Source organism: Streptomyces sp. NPDC111656, assembly GCF_055656965.1.
The window spans coordinates 265,861-282,463 of the sequence record NZ_JBVKCA010000010.1 but is presented as its reverse complement, the minus strand read 5'-3'; the positions used below and the strand labels follow the sequence as shown (position 1 = coordinate 282,463).

Here is a 16,603-nt window from a genome sequence, read left to right as displayed (position 1 = left end):
GCTAGGTGTATGAAGAGCCCTCTCCTGTCCCTGCCCGGCGCCGTCCCCGCCGAAGGCGTGGATGAACAGGTCGCAGCCCATTACGGCGACCTGTTCCGCGAGCAGCGCGCCCTCGCCGACGGCAACGGCTTCGTGGACCTCTCGCACCGCGGCGTCGTCGCGGTCACCGGCGAGGACCGGCTGAGCTGGCTGCACCTGCTGCTCACCCAGCACGTCACGGACCTCCCGGCGGGCCGCGCCACCGAGGCGCTGATCCTCTCCGCGCACGGCCACATCGAGCACGCGCTGTACCTCGTCGACGACGGCACCACGACCTGGGCCCATGTCGAACCCGGCACCCAGGACGCGCTGCTCGCGTACCTGGAGTCCATGAAGTTCTTCTACCGCGTCGAGACCGCCGACCGCACGGACGACTTCGCGGTCGTGCACCTGCCGGCCGGTTCGATCGCCGAGGTCCCCGAGGGCGTGGTCGTACGCGAGACGCCGTACGGGCGTGATCTCTTCCTGCCGCGCGCGGACCTGGAGTCGTACGCCGGGAAGGCCGGTCCGGCGGCCGGGCTGCTGGCCTACGAGGCGCTGCGCGTCGAACACCACCGCCCGCGGCTCGGTTTCGAGACCGACCACCGCACGATCCCGCACGAGCTGGGCTGGATCGGCACCGCGGTGCACCTCCAGAAGGGCTGCTACCGGGGCCAGGAGACCGTCGCCCGCGTACAGAACCTGGGCAAGCCCCCGCGCCGGCTCGTCTTTCTGCACCTGGACGGCAGCGAGGTCCATCTGCCGCCGCACGGCGCCGAACTGCGCCTCGCGGACGACGGTCCCGACGGCCGGAAGATCGGCTTCATCACGACCTCCGTACGCCACCACGAGCTCGGCCCGATCGCGCTCGGCCTGGTGAAGCGGAACGTGCCGCTGGACGCGCGGCTGCTGGCGGACACGACGGCGGCGGCGCAGGAGGTCGTGGTCGAGCCGTAGGGGCTCAGACAGGTCGCATTTCCTGGGGCACCTTTCCGGGGTCACATTTCCAGGAGCACGGTGAACGGGCCGTCGTTCGTCAGCGAGACGCGCATCTGCGCGCCGAACCGGCCCGTCGCCACCGTGGCGCCCAGCGCGCGGAGTTGGGCCACGACCTCGTCGACGAGGGGTTCGGCGACATCGCCGGGGGCGGCCGCGTTCCAGGTGGGGCGGCGGCCCTTGCGGGCGTCGCCGTACAGGGTGAACTGGCTGATGACGAGCAGTGGCGCGTCGATGTCGGAGCACGACTTCTCGTCCGCCAGCATCCGGACGGACCAGAGTTTGCGGGCGAGTTGGGCCGCCTTCTCCTTGGTGTCGTCGTGCGTGACGCCGACGAGGACGCACAGCCCCTCGCCGTCGATCGCCCCGACCGTTTCCGGACCGTGTTCCCCGTTCACGACGACGCTCGCGCCGTCCACCCTCTGCACCACCGCACGCATGGGAACCATCATGCCGTGCGGGACGCAGCCCCCTGCACGGGGCTCAATGCCTTCGCGCCACAGGGCTCAATGCTTTCGCGCGTGATCCCCTGACCTCTTTCGAGGGGTCCTTTGGGGGTTTCTTTTTGCTCCTTACCCCCCCATCTGGGGCCGATCGGGGGCACTCGGTCACATAGCGGCCACTTGGGGTGGCACGATGCGTGTGTTGCGGTGCAACCGTGGGGTGGACCGCGCCGGTCGAGGGGACGGTAGAGGCACATGAGCACACCGAGTACCGGGCAGCAGCCGCCCGGGGCTGTGTCGTTGACCCGTACGAGTCCGCGTGCGGGAGGCGGTCGTTCGGGGGTTCATCGTCCTCCCGTGCAGCGCACCGACAGCCCGCTGCACCCGGACCTGCCCGCGCCCGATCTGCCCCTGCTGCGGCTGCCCGAACTGCGGACCCTGCGGCGCGACGCGCAGCGCGACGAGGCCGACCTCAGCTATGTGCGGCGGCTGCTCCAGGGACGCATCGACATCCTGCGGGCGGAGCTGGCGCGCCGCGGGGGACTGCGGGCGGCCTCCGCCACGTCGGGCTCACCGCTGGTCTCGGGCCTGGGAACGAGTCCGGGGCTGCGCGCGGCCGGGGGGAGGGGGGCGGGTTCTGGCTCCGGCGGGGCGTCGGTCGTCGACCGGCTCGCGGAGATCCTGACGGACGCGCCCGCCCGGCACCGTTCGTCGGCCCGCCATGTGACAGTGGGCACACCGTACGGCGAGGAGTACCGGCGGCTGGCCGCGGACATGCTCGCCGAGGTGGAGCTGTCGGACCTGGAGGCACGTACGGACGACGAGCTCGGCGCGGGGATGGGACGGCTGGTGCGCTACGAGCAGCAGGTCTCCCGGCGGCGCCAGCACCTGCAGCGCACCGCCGACGATTGCAGCGCCGAGATCGCCCGCAGGTACCGTGATGGGGAAGCACAAGTAGACGACCTGCTCATGTGACGCGGTGGCCCCCGGCGATCCCGGGGGGTGCGTGCGACGGCTGTGGCGGCGCCGGCGGCCCGGGACATCCGGGGCCGGGCCCCATGGCCGCGCCCGGTTCCGCGGTCGCGGCGGCCGCGCCCGGGAACGGCCCGGGTCGCGGTCGTGGGGCTCGGCCGGGGCACGCCATCGGGGGACCTCCCGTACGGCGCCGCGGTTCGATCACCGGGCGGGTCCCTGTCATGGAAGGCCACCGCCGATGTCCGCCGCCGCTCCCGCCGTCCCCGCAGACCCCTTCATACCGCCTGTTCTCGCCGAGGTCGTCCGTTCGGGATTCGTCGAGGGGCGGCATCGGGGCAGCCTGGTGCTGCTGGCCGCGGACGGGTCGGTCGAGCTGGCGCTGGGCGAGGTGACCGCGCCGGTCTTCCCGCGCTCGTCGAACAAGCCGATGCAGGCGGCGGGTGTGCTGCGGGCGGGTCTTGACCTGGCCGGTGAGCGGCTGGCTCTCGCCGCCGCCAGCCACTCCGGGGAGGCCTTCCACCGCGATCTCGTCCAGAAGATGCTGGCCGAGCACGGGCTGGACGCCGGGCAGTTGCAGTGCCCGCCGGATCTGCCGCTGGACCCGGCGGAGGCGGAGACGTATCTGGCCGGGGGCGCGGTCCGTGACCGGGTCACCATGAACTGCTCCGGCAAGCACGCGGCGATGCTCGCGGTGTGCGCGCTGCGAGGCTGGCCCCTGGACTCCTACCTGGACCCCGGGCATCCGCTCCAGCAGCTCATCCACACGGTGGTCGAGGAGGCGGCGGGGGAGTCGGTGGCGGCGGTCGGTACGGACGGCTGCGGTGCGCCGCTGATGGCGATCAGCCTCACAGGCCTTGCCCATGCCTTCCGGTCCTTCGTCCTCGCCGCTCCCGGCTCCGCCGAACGCCGTGTCGCCGACGCCATGCGCGCCCACCCCGAGTACGTCGCCGGTACGCGCCGTCCCGACACCTGGCTCATGCGGGAGATACCGGGTGCCCTCTCCAAGATGGGCGCGGAGGCCGTCCAGGCGGTGGCCCTCCCCGACGGCAGGGCCCTCGCCTTCAAGATCGACGACGGTGCCACCCGAGCACTCGGCCCCGTCCTCGCCCGCGCCCTGTCCCTCCTGGGCACGCAATCCCCCATCCTCTCCAAAATCGGCCACGCCCCCCTGACAGGCGGAGGCGTCGAGGTGGGCGAGATCCGAGCGGTGTTCTAAGCCCGCCCCCCAACGTTCCTCGCCCCCGCCGCCCCTACCCGTCCCATCCCCGGGGCTCCGCCCCGGACCCCGTAGGCCGTCCTTTTGACTGCGGGTGGGTGGGGGCTGGTCGCGCAGTTCCCCGCGCCCCCAAGGGGCGCTGGCGCGCATCTTTCAGCCCGTCCGGCGTTTGAGGACGAGGCCGTTCAGGCCGATGCGGGGGTCTGGGGGCGCAGCCCGCAGGTAGGGGACGGGTAGGGGCGGCGGGGGCGAAAACGGTGCGACAGGGGCTTGCTCGGCGCCCTAGCGTGACCCCATGAGCCGTCGCGAAGAAATCGACGTACGAACGATCACAGAGACCGAGATACCGGCCTGGATCCGCGCGCTGAACACGGGGTTCCTACGTTCCCCGGCCGTATCGGACGAGGAGATCACCAACCGCGGTTCGCGCATCCTCCTCGATCGGACCCTCGGCGCGTTCGACACCGGCCGCTGCATCGCCACCTTCCGATCGTTCCCGCAGCAGCTCACCACCGTCGGCGGCACCCCCGTCCCCGCCGACGCCATCACCAACGTCTCCGTCACCCCCACCCACCGCCGCCGCGGTCTCCTCACCCGCATGATGGCCACCGACCTCACCGCGGCGAAGGACCGCGGCGACGTGGTCGCCACCCTCATCGCCGCGGAGTACCCGATCTACGGGCGGTACGGTTTCGGCCAGGCCACCACCGCCACCGAGTGGACCATCGACGTCTCCAGGTCGGGCCTGGACCCCCGCTGGTCCGGGCCGACCGACGGCGCCCGTATCGACCTGGTGGACGGCGAGGACGTACGCAAGCTCGGCCCGGACCTGCACGACCGCCTCCGCCGCACCCAGCCGGGCGCGGTCAGCCGCGACGAGCACTGGTGGCAGATCAACACCGGCGTACTGAGCCTGAGCGGCGACCCCTGGAAGGAGCCGTTCTACGCCATGTACCGCTCGGCGACCGGCGAGGTCGAGGGCTTGGTCTCGTACGAGTCGGACGACAACTGGGGCGACGTCAAGCAACCGCTGAACACGGCGGAAGTGAACTGGCTGATCACGGTGACCCCGGCGGCCGAACGCGCCCTGTGGCGGTACCTCTGCTCGATCGACTGGATCGCGCACGTCAAGACCGGCTGGCGGGCTCCCGACGACCTGCTCCCGCACGTCCTGCCCGATCCGCGCGCCGCCCGCATCACGACCCAGGCGGACTGGCTGTGGGTGCGGATCCTGGATGTCGTACGGGCTCTGGAGGCGCGTACGTACGAGGGGTCCGCGACCTTGGTCCTGGACGTCACCGACGGGGACGGACTGTCCGCCGGGCGCTACCGCCTGGAGGCCGGACCCGACGGGGCGACCTGCGCACCGACCACGACGACCGCCGATCTCACCCTGAACGTGGGTGAGTTGGCGGCCCTGTGGCTGGGCAACGAGTCGGCGGTGCGGCTCGCCGCGCTCGGGCGGGTGTGTGAAGAACGAGAGGGCGCCGCCGTCGTCGCCGACGCCCTGCTCCGCACGTCCAGGCGACCGTGGTGCCCGGACATCTTCTGATTCCGATGCTGATTCCGATTGCGATTCCGAATGATGCGGCTTGAAAGGCTGGTGTGGTGCTCCTTCCGGTTCCGTCGGTGAGTGGTGGTGCACTGCATCCGTAGCCGTGCGGTGGTGCGGTTGTGTGGTTGTTCGATGGTGCGGTGGTGCGTGGTACGGACTGACCGAGCTCCCGGCTCCCCTCCGGAGGGGAGCCCGGTCAGCCGGACTGCCGGACGGTGGCGTCCGATCAGCCGGACTGGGCGAGCAGCATCACGAGCAGGACGGCTCCGATGCCGCTGATGGTGGTGTTCTTGGCCTTGACGCCGACGGACAGCGCGACGAACGCGATGATGCCCAGCGGCCCGTACTTCCACTGAATGAGTTGCTCGAATCCGATGGCGAGGGCGGCGACGGCGAGAGCGATGAGCGGCATGACGTTCCCTCCTTGGGATCCTGGGGAGGACGACTCTGGCGGCCAACCCTCGGGAAGTGTGACCATGTTGCGTAAGTTGGCAACCAACTCACTGATACTTATCTCCGCGTTGGGTCGACTCATAACCACCTATCCCGCAACTGCCCAAAGATGGCGCGAAGTTGTAGTGTTTGGTCGTGGAACCGGAACACGCCTCCGTCAATGGACGGAACAGGTCACCACGGCCACAGAGGTCACACCGTGAGGTGGCCGACGAGCTGCGCAGCCGGATCAGGTCCGGCCAGCTGCGGCCGGGTCAGCGCATGCCCACGCAGGCCAAGCTGGCCGACGAGTTCGGTGTCGAACGCGGGGCGGTCCGGCAGGCGCTGCGCATCCTGCAGTCGGAACATCTGCTCGTCAACGTGTCCAAAGGGAGCCCGGCGACCGTCGCCGACACCCTGGGACAGGCTCTGACCGGCCCGGAAGCCTCACCGCAGCCCACCACGGTGGCACTCGGCGGCCGGATCACGGCCGCCTTCGAAGCGCCGCACGTGGAGATCGACGCGCTGTGCCTGACGTCGATCTCGCTCACCCTTGCCATGGGCGAACCCCTCCGGCAAATTCACGCGGGCCGAATAAAACCGGCCAGGGTGGATGTCCGCGTGCTGCTTCCCAGCAGTGACATCGACCTCGCTTTTCCCGCGCCGGTGGACGCACCGGTGGACGCCTCGACGGCCGGCCGGCTCCAGCGCAGTTGGCTGACCAACCGCAACGCCCAGGGCCAGGTGCTGCGCCACAACCTGCTCGCCCTGCGCGCCACGCACGGCATCGACGTCAACGTCACCTTCCGCGCGCTCCCCTTCACCCCGCCGGTGAAGTTGTACCTGCTCAACGGGGTCGAGGCACTCTTCGCCTACTACACATTGACCAGGCGCGAGGAGGAAGTGGACCACGAGTACCTGGAGATGTACGACGTCCAGGGCACCCAGTCCATGCTGTTCCCCTTCGCACAGGGGACCGGGCTGCGGGACACCACGTTCGTGGAACAGTCCCACCTCTGGTTCAACGCGCTGTGGGAGACCATCAGCTCGAAGCTGATGCTCTCGAGCTGACCGACTCTCCTCTGCACGTCACAGGGCAGGACCCGCGACCATCAGGGCGAGGACGACCGCGCCGATGGAGCTGCAGGTGGGGCTCTTGGCCTTGATTCCGATGGTGAGGAGCAGCAGGCCGATGACGCCTGTCGTGCCGTACTGCCACTGCACGAACTGGTCGAAGCCGACGACGAAGAGGGCGGAGAGAAGGGCTATGGCGGGCATGGGCGGTTCTCCTGTTTCTACTGTGGCGTGGTGGTTCCTCTGGGGTGTGCGAGGGTGAGGCCGGGTGAGTCGGTGACGGACTCGGGTGGGGGAGGCAAAACTTCCGCCAACTTGGCCAAGTTGGTGACCAACTCTGATTAAGTTGTCCCCACTTGGCTACTAGCCATAAACAACTTTCAAACAACTCCCCGTAGATGGACGAGAGTTGTAGCGTTTGGTCGTGACCCAGGAGAACGTTGCAGTGAACGGCAGCAGAAGGCTCTCGCCCCAGGAGATCGCCGACGTCCTGCGGGATCGGATCCGAGCCGGTGACCTCAAGGCGGGCGACCGCCTGCCAACTCAGGCCGAGTTGGCAGAGGAGTTCGGTGTCGAGCGGGGCACCGTCCGGCAGGCCCTGCGCGCGCTCCAGGACGACGGACTGCTGAGCAACGTCAGCAAGGGCAGCCCCCCGCGGATCGCGGAGCCGCCGGCCTCGGCCCGCAGCGAGCCGCAGACGACGATGGTCGGACTGGCTCCCCGGCTGGCGGACGCGTTCTCCGCGCCGCACGTCCGGGTCGACGCGGCCTGCCTGACCGCCGAGACCCTGATGCTGGCGCTCGGCGAACCGGTCCGGCTGATCCACGAGGGCCGCATCCGTCCGGAGTCGATCGACGTCCGTATCCTGCTCCCGTCCCGGGACATCAACCTCGCCTTCCCGGTCCCCGTCGACGGCCGCGGTGACGACGACCCGGTCCACGAACGCTGGCTCGCCCAGCGCAACGCCCAGGTCCACGTCCTCCAGCACAACCTGCGCGCCCTGCGCTCCTCGCACGGCATCGACGTGCGCGTGGCGTTCCGGGCCCTGCCCTTCACCCCGCCCATCAAGCTGTACCTGCTCAACGGCGCCGAGGCTTTAATCGCCTACTACATGGTCACCCGGCGCGAGGAGGAGATGGCCGACGTGACGCTGGACATGTACGACGCCCTCGGCTCGGACTCCCTCCTCTTCTCCTTCGAGAAGCGGACCGGTCAGCGGGACGCCGCGTTCGTGGACCAATCCCAGAAGTGGTTCGACGCCCTCTGGGAAACCATCACCACGGACCTGACACTCTCCTAGTGACTTCTGATACGGCGCAGACTGAACCTGTGGCAGCAGAGACCGAGAACTTGCGGGAAGTGATCGAACGCGCTCGCTTTGTGCTCTTCGACTTCGACGGGCCGATCTGTCGGCTGTTCGCGGGGCACTCCGCGGAGGACGTGGCGAAGGACCTGGTGGAGTGGCTGGAGCGGCAGGGACTGAGGGGACTGCTCACCGAGGAGGAACAGGTCCACCCGGACCCGATGGTCGTCCTCTACGCCGTCCACCGCCGCCATCCGCACAGCGATCTGGTGAGCGAGCTGGAGGAACGTCTCACCCAGCAGGAACTCAAGGCGGTGCCGTCCGCCTGGCCCACCGCGTACGCGGACCCGCTGATCCGGACCTGGAGCGCCGTCGGCGCACGGCTGGCCATCGCGACCAACAACTCGGCCCGCACGGCCACCGGTTACCTCGCGAGCCGGGATCTCACCGACTGCTTCGCCCCCAACGTCTACGGCCGGGGCCAGGACCTGCACCACCTCAAGCCGGACCCGCACTGCCTCAACCGCGCCCTGAACGCCCTGGGCGCCGCCCCCGCCACCGCCCTGATGATCGGCGACGCCCCCTCGGACTACGAGGCCGCCCGCCAGGCCGGCGTCCCCTTCCTCGGCTACGCCCACACCGCCTACAAGGAGAAGCTCCTGCGCGAAGCGGGCGCCGAGGACGTGGTGGGCTCACTGGAGCCGGTGCTGAGGGTGCTTCGGGGGCAGGCGTGAATCGTCGGCAGGCCTCGAGGCGTCAGTTCTGACGGCGTCAGGTCTGGATCTGAAGGGTCAGCAGGAAGAAGAGGGCCGCCGACCACCAGGCCAGGCGTGGGTGTCCCGCTCGGACCCCCACCAGAAGGAGGGTCAGCAGAACCAGACCCACCAGCCCGAGCTCCATCCGCACGAGCTGCGTCACGCCGAACTCGATTCCCACACACACCAGTTGAAAGAGGATCACGTATCCCACCCCGTCCACTCCAGCGAATCCGTCAACTAGTCGTCCAATTGGACTGCTTGCCTCGAATTGGATGTGCCCTGTCCGCTTGATCCCTTAACGGCCAGTCAACTTCCAGCCGTGCCAACCTTCCAATCTGGTCACTCACGTGCCGGGAAGCGGGTTTGCCCATGGGGCGGGCGAGGTACGGTCGCGGTGTGAGCGGAGAACGCGGCGAGGGAGGCGGTACGGAGTTCCAGCGCATCCTGGAGGCGCTGCGAACCCGTATCGCCGACGGCACGTACGCGATCGACTCCCACTTGCCCGCGCAGCGTGAGCTCGCCGAGGAACTCGGGGTCTCCCGCGACACCGTGCAGCGTGTACTGCGAGAGCTGAACAACGAAGGCTGGATCAAGTCCCGTCAGGGCAGCGGATCACGGGTCGTGAGAAGCCCGACCCACCTGGACAACCCGAAGCAGGAAGTGCCCCGGGTGCGCGCGACTCTGGGCACCTTCGTCGCGCGGGCCTTCGCCCAGCCGACCGTACGACTGGACGTGTTCACCCTCACCTCGGAGTCCCTGGACGCCCATATCCGATTGCAGGCCGAGCGCATCCGGCTCAAGGAGATCACCCCCGAGCGCATCGAGCTGCGCATACTGCTGCCCTCGGAGTCGCTGGACCTTCCCTATCCGCGTATGAAGAAGCCGGGTGAGGAGCAGCCCGCGCAGCCGGAACCCGACCAATCGGGCCGGTTGCAGGACCGGCTCCGTGCCATCACCCTGCGGCATACGATTTCGTTGCGTGCCGCTCTGCGCGATCTGCAGACGGAGGGTCTGGTGCCCTCCGTGCGGGTGGAGATCCGGCATGTACCACTGGCACCGGCGTTCAAGCTGTATCTGCGCCCGGGCGTCGAGGCGCTGTTCGGTCCGTATCAGGTGGTGGAGCGGCCCATCCTGCTGGACGACGGCGTGGAGGTCGAAGCCACGGATGTCCTCGGTCTCGGATCGACCCTGACCCGTCACGTCAACGACGAGGGCGATCCGGACTCCTCCGGGTCTGTGTTCATGGAGAGCATGCAGGCCTGGTTCGACTCCTGCTGGCATCTCCTCGCGAAGACGTCCTGAGACGACGCGGAGGAGTCGACCGGGCCTCCAGCAACTCCGTGTTTGCAGGAGGTACAACTCTTTCTCAAGTAGGCACCGATTTCGTGGAGGACTCAGCCGGACTTCTGGGCGGGCACTAGGGTGTGCTCACCCTCATCGCTATGCATGAACATCGGCGATAATGCACAGTTATTCAGGAGTGACCGTGGGTGTTCCGTCGCTGCCCGGCCTGTCCGGCCCGCCGGCTCTGGAAAGTGCGGCGGACACGGCGTACGAGGACTTCGTGCGCTACGCCAGGGCATTCGGGTCGTTCGGCCGCGGTCACCACAACCGGAACTACATGGTGCGCCCCTTCACGGAGAGCGACTCCCGTCTCGTGGCGTGCGACGACCGTGCGCCGGTGACGGTGCGGGAACGTATTGGCTCGGTCGTGCCCGTGGTCATCAGAACCTGGCAGGACGAGGCGGAGATCCTCAACACGATCTGGCGCGTGCTGCCGCACGTTCCGCGGTGCCTGGTCAAGCGCGGTGACGTGACCATCCTCAGCTATGTCGAGGGCGTGCCGCTGTCGCGCATCTGCCCCAACGGCAAGCCGGTGGACTCCAGCCTGATCCTCGCGCTGGTGGATCTTCTCGCGGACATGACGCAGGTGCGCAGGCAGCATCTCCCTCCGCTGCCGGCGTCCTGGCCGCGCTCCAGCAGGGACAGCAGAGGCTTTCTGCGGGCGTTGGCGTCTGCGGCCGAGGAACAGATCCGTCGGCGCAACTGGGACGATTTCGGCGGGCTGTTCGCGATGCTGGGCATCCCCGAGGACGCGATGGTGCGGTTCGCGGAACGCGTGCCGGCGCTCATCAGCCGCCCCTTCAGCCTGCTCCACACGGACCTGCACCGGGACAACGTCATCGTGTCGTACGACGGTGACCCGCCCCTGATCTGCGTCGACTGGGAGCTGGCCAGCTACGGCGATCCGCTGCACGACCTCGCGACGCACCTCGTGCGCATGAAGTACCCCGACCACCAGTGGCCCGAGGTGGTCGAGGCATGGCGTGAGGTCATGGGCCGACGGCGGCCCAAGGCCGTACACGGTCTGGACCGGGACCTGAAGCACTACCTGGCCTTCGAGCGCGCCCAGTCCGTCTACCCGGATGTGATGAGAGCCGCCACGTCGCTTCGTGGCTCCTTCGACCAGCGGGAACTCGAAGCGGCGACGCAGGAGGTGCACCGGGCCCTGAGGCTGGCCGAGGAGCCGCTGCGGCTCGCGAGCGTGCCGGACACGGCCGAGATCGAGCGCATTCTCTTCCGCTGGAACGAGTCCCACGCGAGCCGAGATCACCCGAACGGTCCGATCTCACAGATCGTCTGGGAACCCGACGACCGGGTCCAGCCGCATCCACGGTTTCCCGCGCCCGTCGTGAGCAGGGCCCTCTTCGAGGAGGGGGCCGCATCCGCGGAACGTGTGTTCAAGGGAACGGCCCATCTCAATACGGCGGTACGGGTGCCGGGACACCCCCTTCCCGTCATGGTTCGCCGGAAGATCGGCACGGCGAACGCCCGGGAGCGCCGGTTCCTCAACGAGCATGCCGTTCTGGGCGCCATCGAGCGGTCAAACGTTTCCGTACGCGCCCCGCGCGTGCTGGCCCTGGGCACCAGCGGTCTGCGGGAGCAGTTCACCATCCAGTCCTACGAAGGTCCGGCGGACGGGTTCCGCCCACCGGACCACCCCACCGACGGGCTCCGGCCGCACGAGGCGGACGATCTCGTGGATCAGCTCGCGGCGCTGACCTTCGTCGCCTACGAGACGCTGGATCCGGAAGCGGCGCGGTTGAACTTCTACCGGGAGCTTCAAGGCGAACTGGTCCGCATGGTGACCGAACTCCCCCCGGCGACCCGAGACCTGATGCGAGAACTGGGACTCCCCAACGGAGGCCGTCTCGGTGAGATCCTCGGTCGCCACACCCTGGTCCCGCGCCGCCCCGTGCTCCTGCACGGCGACCTCAACCCCTGGAACCTCGTGCGCCGTGAGAGTGGCGGTCTGACCCTCATCGACTGGGAGATGGCGATGGTCGGTGACCCGCTCTACGACCTGGTCCGCCACATACACCTCACCCCCACGCGTCCGGAGATCCGTGAGCGCCTCTTCGCCCGCTGGGCCCGTCTGCTGCCCGAGGACTGCACGAAGGGCTGGCGTGAGGACTGGCGTGTCTACCGTTGGATGGAAGTCGTCCGCTCGGCCTACGTGGACCTCGACCGCCTCGTGACCGGCGACAGTCTGGACGCCCCCAACGTCCGACGTGCGGTGGACGCCTACGCGATGACCCTGGCCGGCGCCACGGCCGCGCTGGGACTCCCGGACAAATCGACCGCGAATCCCTATCTTGCCCGCGCGCTGCCGCGGGGAGACCACGGGGGCCAACGAACGGCCGAGCACTTCGCGGACGCCTGATCTGTCGCCGGCTGCGGGCGGTCGGCGGCCCCGATACGACGTTCTCTCACACCTCCAGCACCACCTTCCCCACCAACCCCCGCCCCTCAATGGCCGCATGGGCCTGAGCCGCCCTTTCCAGTGGGAACACCTCCCCGATCACCGGCCGCAGCCGCCCCGCCGCGGCCTCGGCATGGGCGGCGGACGTGAAGCGGCGCAGGTCGGTGGGGTTGAACTGGACGTCGGCGATGCCGAAGACCTTGATCCTCCGGCGGGTGGCCTCCTCCGTGTCGAGGGGAGAGAAGCCGCCCGACGCCGCCCCGTGGGCGGAGAACCGGCCGCCGTCGACCGTCAGGGGCAGGGCCGCGGCCCCCAGGTCGCCGCCCACGCCGTCCAGGACGACGTCCGCCCCCTCGACGGCCCCGCCGAGCGCCTTGCGGGCGGCGGACACCCAGTCGTCCCGGGTGGCGTCCACCACGTCGTCCGCCCCGAGGTCCCGTACCAGGGCGAGTTTGGCGTCCCCGCGGGCCACCGCGACCACCCGCGCCTCGCGCTTGTGGGCCAGTTGGACGAGCAGCGTGCCCATGCCGCCGGAGGCGCCGAGGATCAGTACGCGGTCGCCGGGGCCCACGGCGGTCAGGTCGAGCAGGCCGCCCGCGGTGACGCCGTCGTGCACCAGGGCCGCCGCGCCGCGCAGGTCCAGGCCGTCGGGTACCACCGTCAGCGCCGACACCGCCGCCACGGCCCGCTCCGCATAGCCGCCCGTGACATAGGACGTGACCCGGCGCCCCAGCCACTCGCCGGGAACGCCCGCGCCCAGGGCGCCGACGACACCGGACACGCCGCCCCCGGGGACGTACGGCGGAGCCACCTGGAACCATTCCCGCCCCCACCCCGCCCGCACCTGCGTCTCCACGAAGATCGTGTCCACGTACGCCACGTCGATCATGACCTCCCCCGGCCCCGGAACCGGATCGGGAAGCTCCACGGGAACCAGGGCCTCGGGGCCGCCGAACTCCTTCACCTGCACTGCTCGCATCGCATGCTCCTCAAAGTCGAAGAGAGGTGTCACCGAACGCCGGACAGTCTTCGACCTGAACCTCGGTTGAGGTCAAGGCGGTGCCGGGGCGTGCGTAGGCTCGGGGCATGGGTGAGATCGGACTGCGCGAGCGCAAGAAGCAGCGGATGTACCAGGCTGTCTCCGACATCGCGATCGGACTCTTCCTGGCGAAGGGGTTCGACGCCGTGTCCGTCGCGGAGGTGGCCGCCGCCGCCGAGATCTCCAAGCCGACGCTCTTCCGGTACTTCCCGACCAAGGAGGACCTGGTCCTGCACCGGTTCGCCGATCACGAGGACGAACCCGCGCGCGTGGCCGCGGGCGGGCCGTCCCCGTTGACGGCGCTGCGCCGGCACTTCCTCGACGGGCTGGAGCGCCGCGACCCCGTCACCGGCCTCAACGACGCCCCGCAGGTCCTGGCCTATCACCGTCTCCTCTACGGGACGCCCTCCCTGGCCGCCGGGATGTTCCGCTACCTGGAGCGGTCCGAAGCCGCGCTCGCCGGGGCGCTCGGCGGCGATCTCGGTGCCCGGCTCGCCGCCGGACAGATCATCGCCGTACAGCGCGTCCTCGCCCTGGAGAACTGGCGGCGGATCGCCGACGGTGACGCCGTCGAGCAGGTGCTGCCCGACGCGGTCGTCGCGGCCGAGGAGGCGTTCGCGCAGCTGGCGGCCGGTCTTCCGCGCTATGCGTAGCTCCATGGGGAGCAGCGGCCGGGCGTAGAGGGCTACTGGGTAAAGAATGTTACTGGGTAACGTTATTCGGTATCCTTGGCCGAGTGACGTCAACCGACCCCGCCCTCGCCCGCTCCCTCACCCATGAACGCGCCCACCACGACGCCTGTCGGGCCGGCCTCGCCGCGATGGTCGACGGCGCCGAGGAGCAGGTCGTCACCGGCGAGGACGTCTCCGCCTCCGGTGCCGACGCCGAAGTGCTCGGCCGGCAACTGCGCGGCCAGGCCAGGGATCTGCGCGAACTGCCCGAAGGCCCGCTGTTCTTCGGCAAGCTGGACTTCGCCCCCGGCGGTGGTGAACACGCCGGGCAGAGCTATCACATCGGCCGCCTGCGCATCACCGAACACCCCGCCGCCCCACCCCTCGTCGTCGACTGGCGCGCCCCCGTCTCACGCGCCTTCTACCAGGCGAGCGCCCGCGACCCCCAGGGCGTGGCCGTGCGCCGGCGCTTCGGCTGGGCGCCGGGGAGCAAGGGGGACTCGGCGGACCTCACCGGCCTGGAGGACGAACACATCGGAGGGAGCCGACCGGATCGGGGCCATGAAGGCGCCTCGGTTCCGGAGAGCCGCATTCTCACGGGGGAGATCGAACGCCCCCGGGTCGGCCCCATGAGGGACATCGCCGCGACCATCCAACCCGAGCAGGACCACCTCGTCCGCGGAGACCTCGCCACGTCCGTGTGCGTACAGGGCGCCCCCGGCACCGGCAAGACGGCCGTCGGCCTGCACCGGGCCGCGTACCTCCTCTACACCCACCCCCAGCGCATCCGCCGCGGTGGACTGCTGATCCTCGGCCCCAACCCCACCTTCCTCGCGTACATCGCCGAGGTGCTGCCCGCCCTCGGCGAGAGCGCCCGTCGCGGAGCGACTGGTTGGAACTTCCGGCAGTCGACACTCGAAAGCGAGATCGCCCAACACCCCGTCACGGCGTGCGACGACGAGCGCGCCGCCGCCGTCAAACACGACGCACGGATGGCGGAGGTCCTGCGCCGGGCCCTGTACGGGAACATCGGCACGTACGCCGACCCGCTCGTCGTGCCGGACGGTTCGTACCGGTGGCGGGTGTCGGCCGAGGAACTGAACCGCATCGTGGACGGCGTACGGGCGGAAGAACCTCCGTACGGCATCGGGCGTGAGCGGGTACGGACGCGGGCCGTGCGGCGTCTGCGGGAACAGGCCGAATGGCGCGCCGGACCCCAGACGAACGCCTGGGCGCGAAAGGTCTCCGGGTCCCGGCCGGTCGGCGCCTACGTCGACGCGGTCTGGCCCCGGATGCGGCCCGAGGAGGTCCTCGCCCGGCTCCTCACCGACGCCGAGGCGCTGGCCGACGCGGCGGACGGGCTGCTGGACGCCGACGAACAGAAGGCGATCCTGTGGGCGAAGCCGCCCCGCTCGTACAAGTCGGCCCGGTGGTCGGCCGCCGACCTCGTCCTTCTCGACGAGGTCGCCGGGCTGGTCGAACACCCGGAGGGCTACGGCCACGTGGTCGTCGACGAGGCGCAGGACCTGTCGCCGATGGAGTGCCGGGCGATCGCGCGCCGGGCCCCCTTCGGGTCGCTCACGGTGCTCGGGGATCTCGCCCAGGGCACGACGCCCTGGGCGGCCCGGGAGTGGGGCGAGTTGCTCGGGCATCTCGGGAAGCCGGATGCGGCCGTGGTGCCGCTGACGATCGGGTTCCGGGTGCCGGAAGCCGTCGTCGGGCTCGCCAACCGGTTGCTGGCACGACTCGACGTGCGCGTACCGCCGGCTCGGTCACTGCGCCGGGACGGGGAGTTGACGGTCCGCGCGGTTCCCGACGCACGGGACGTACTGCCCGCCACCGTCGACGCGGTGCGCGGCGCGCTCGCCCACGAGGGGTCGATCGGCGTCATCGCGGCCGACCCGGACATCGAGGGGGTGCGCGAGGCGCTGCGCGCCGCCGGGGTCGAGGCCGCGGGGCCCGAGGAACTGGGCGCACGCGTCGCGGTGGTGCCCGCCACCCTCGCCAAGGGACTCGAGTACGACCATGTGGTGGCCGTCGAACCGGCGGCCGTCGCCGAGGCGGAGGCGCGCGGCCTGCACCGGCTGTACGTGGTGCTCACCCGGGCCGTGTCGCGGCTGGAGGTCGTACACGCGCGGCCCCTGCCCTGGTGACCCGGCGGCTACCGGGGCCAGGTCCGGCCGCGTGATCCGGTGGACGTGAGGGACGCGACCCCGCTGGAGACGTGGGCGACCCGCGGGTGCCTCGGACGTGACGTCCAGGCGCAGCATCGCGATCAGGTGGGGTGTTCCTCGGGGCGGTGACCGGACCACGGTAGGAGTACGGGGGTCCGGTCACCGCTCGCGCCGCTCGGCGGAGGT

Annotated in this window: 16 protein-coding genes; 11 read left to right on the top strand and 5 right to left on the bottom strand. The window is 70.0% G+C overall.

Annotated features, from left to right (window positions below; translation table 11 throughout):
• Positions 1 to 9 precede the first annotated feature (9 nt).
• Positions 10 to 975, top strand: a complete 966-nt coding sequence (ygfZ, locus tag ACZ7M3_RS28905; RefSeq protein WP_452964187.1) for a CAF17-like 4Fe-4S cluster assembly/insertion protein YgfZ — start codon at positions 10 to 12, stop codon at positions 973 to 975.
• Between the two features lie 41 nt (positions 976 to 1,016).
• Here the strand turns inward: ygfZ and dtd are convergent, their stop codons facing one another.
• Positions 1,017 to 1,454: a D-aminoacyl-tRNA deacylase gene (gene dtd / locus ACZ7M3_RS28900; protein WP_060897698.1), complete on the bottom strand. Its 438-nt coding sequence runs from the start codon at positions 1,452 to 1,454 to the stop codon at positions 1,017 to 1,019.
• A gap of 258 nt (positions 1,455 to 1,712) precedes the next feature.
• On the opposite strand from dtd, the gene ACZ7M3_RS28895 reads away from it, so the two are divergent.
• From ACZ7M3_RS28895 to ACZ7M3_RS28885, 3 genes are all read left to right on the top strand, one after another.
• The gene (locus tag ACZ7M3_RS28895) at positions 1,713 to 2,432 is read left to right on the top strand and encodes an RsiG family protein (RefSeq protein WP_472066823.1); all 720 of its coding nucleotides are present in this window, start codon (positions 1,713 to 1,715) and stop codon (positions 2,430 to 2,432) included.
• A 238-nt stretch (positions 2,433 to 2,670) separates the two neighbouring features.
• Entirely contained in the window at positions 2,671 to 3,648 is a 978-nt protein-coding gene (locus ACZ7M3_RS28890; RefSeq protein WP_472066821.1) for an asparaginase, read from the top strand.
• A 295-nt stretch (positions 3,649 to 3,943) separates the two neighbouring features.
• Positions 3,944 to 5,200: a GNAT family N-acetyltransferase gene (locus tag ACZ7M3_RS28885; protein WP_472066819.1), complete on the top strand. Its 1,257-nt coding sequence runs from the start codon at positions 3,944 to 3,946 to the stop codon at positions 5,198 to 5,200.
• 229 nt (positions 5,201 to 5,429) lie between these two features.
• On the opposite strand, the gene ACZ7M3_RS28880 is transcribed toward ACZ7M3_RS28885, so the two are convergent.
• Positions 5,430 to 5,615 (bottom strand): hypothetical protein, encoded by a 186-nt coding sequence (locus ACZ7M3_RS28880; protein ID WP_472066817.1) that lies wholly within the window; start codon positions 5,613 to 5,615, stop codon positions 5,430 to 5,432.
• Positions 5,616 to 5,785: 170 nt separating this feature from the next.
• Here ACZ7M3_RS28880 and ACZ7M3_RS28875 point away from each other — a divergent pair, with 170 nt between their 5' ends.
• The gene (locus ACZ7M3_RS28875; RefSeq protein WP_351307802.1) at positions 5,786 to 6,706 is read left to right on the top strand and encodes a winged helix-turn-helix domain-containing protein; all 921 of its coding nucleotides are present in this window, start codon (positions 5,786 to 5,788) and stop codon (positions 6,704 to 6,706) included.
• Between the two features lie 18 nt (positions 6,707 to 6,724).
• On the opposite strand, the gene ACZ7M3_RS28870 is transcribed toward ACZ7M3_RS28875, so the two are convergent.
• Entirely contained in the window at positions 6,725 to 6,913 is a 189-nt protein-coding gene (locus tag ACZ7M3_RS28870; RefSeq protein ID WP_054232404.1) for a hypothetical protein, read from the bottom strand.
• A 214-nt stretch (positions 6,914 to 7,127) separates the two neighbouring features.
• On the opposite strand from ACZ7M3_RS28870, the gene ACZ7M3_RS28865 reads away from it, so the two are divergent.
• Positions 7,128 to 8,009, top strand: a complete 882-nt coding sequence (locus ACZ7M3_RS28865) for a GntR family transcriptional regulator (RefSeq protein ID WP_351307806.1) — start codon at positions 7,128 to 7,130, stop codon at positions 8,007 to 8,009.
• Positions 7,958 to 8,746, top strand: a complete 789-nt coding sequence (locus ACZ7M3_RS28860; RefSeq protein ID WP_472066815.1) for an HAD family hydrolase — start codon at positions 7,958 to 7,960, stop codon at positions 8,744 to 8,746. Before ACZ7M3_RS28865 ends, ACZ7M3_RS28860 begins: the two co-directional genes overlap by 52 nt.
• 37 nt (positions 8,747 to 8,783) lie before the next feature.
• On the opposite strand, the gene ACZ7M3_RS28855 is transcribed toward ACZ7M3_RS28860, so the two are convergent.
• Positions 8,784 to 8,972 (bottom strand): hypothetical protein, encoded by a 189-nt coding sequence (locus ACZ7M3_RS28855; protein ID WP_351307810.1) that lies wholly within the window; start codon positions 8,970 to 8,972, stop codon positions 8,784 to 8,786.
• Positions 8,973 to 9,166: 194 nt separating this feature from the next.
• Here ACZ7M3_RS28855 and ACZ7M3_RS28850 point away from each other — a divergent pair, with 194 nt between their 5' ends.
• Together ACZ7M3_RS28850 and ACZ7M3_RS28845 are read left to right on the top strand one after the other, a co-directional pair.
• On the top strand, positions 9,167 to 10,072 hold the full coding sequence (locus tag ACZ7M3_RS28850) for a winged helix-turn-helix domain-containing protein (protein WP_472066813.1): 906 nt from the start codon (positions 9,167 to 9,169) through the stop codon (positions 10,070 to 10,072).
• Between the two features lie 184 nt (positions 10,073 to 10,256).
• On the top strand, positions 10,257 to 12,494 hold the full coding sequence (locus ACZ7M3_RS28845) for a phosphotransferase (RefSeq protein WP_472066811.1): 2,238 nt from the start codon (positions 10,257 to 10,259) through the stop codon (positions 12,492 to 12,494).
• A gap of 46 nt (positions 12,495 to 12,540) precedes the next feature.
• On the opposite strand, the gene ACZ7M3_RS28840 is transcribed toward ACZ7M3_RS28845, so the two are convergent.
• Positions 12,541 to 13,512: a zinc-binding dehydrogenase gene (locus tag ACZ7M3_RS28840; protein WP_472066809.1), complete on the bottom strand. Its 972-nt coding sequence runs from the start codon at positions 13,510 to 13,512 to the stop codon at positions 12,541 to 12,543.
• Between the two features lie 107 nt (positions 13,513 to 13,619).
• Here ACZ7M3_RS28840 and ACZ7M3_RS28835 point away from each other — a divergent pair, with 107 nt between their 5' ends.
• Positions 13,620 to 14,225, top strand: coding sequence for a TetR family transcriptional regulator (locus ACZ7M3_RS28835; protein WP_472066807.1), 606 nt, complete (start codon positions 13,620 to 13,622; stop codon positions 14,223 to 14,225).
• An 83-nt stretch (positions 14,226 to 14,308) separates the two neighbouring features.
• On the top strand, positions 14,309 to 16,396 hold the full coding sequence (locus ACZ7M3_RS28830) for a HelD family protein (RefSeq protein WP_472066805.1): 2,088 nt from the start codon (positions 14,309 to 14,311) through the stop codon (positions 16,394 to 16,396).
• Positions 16,397 to 16,603 lie beyond the last annotated feature (207 nt).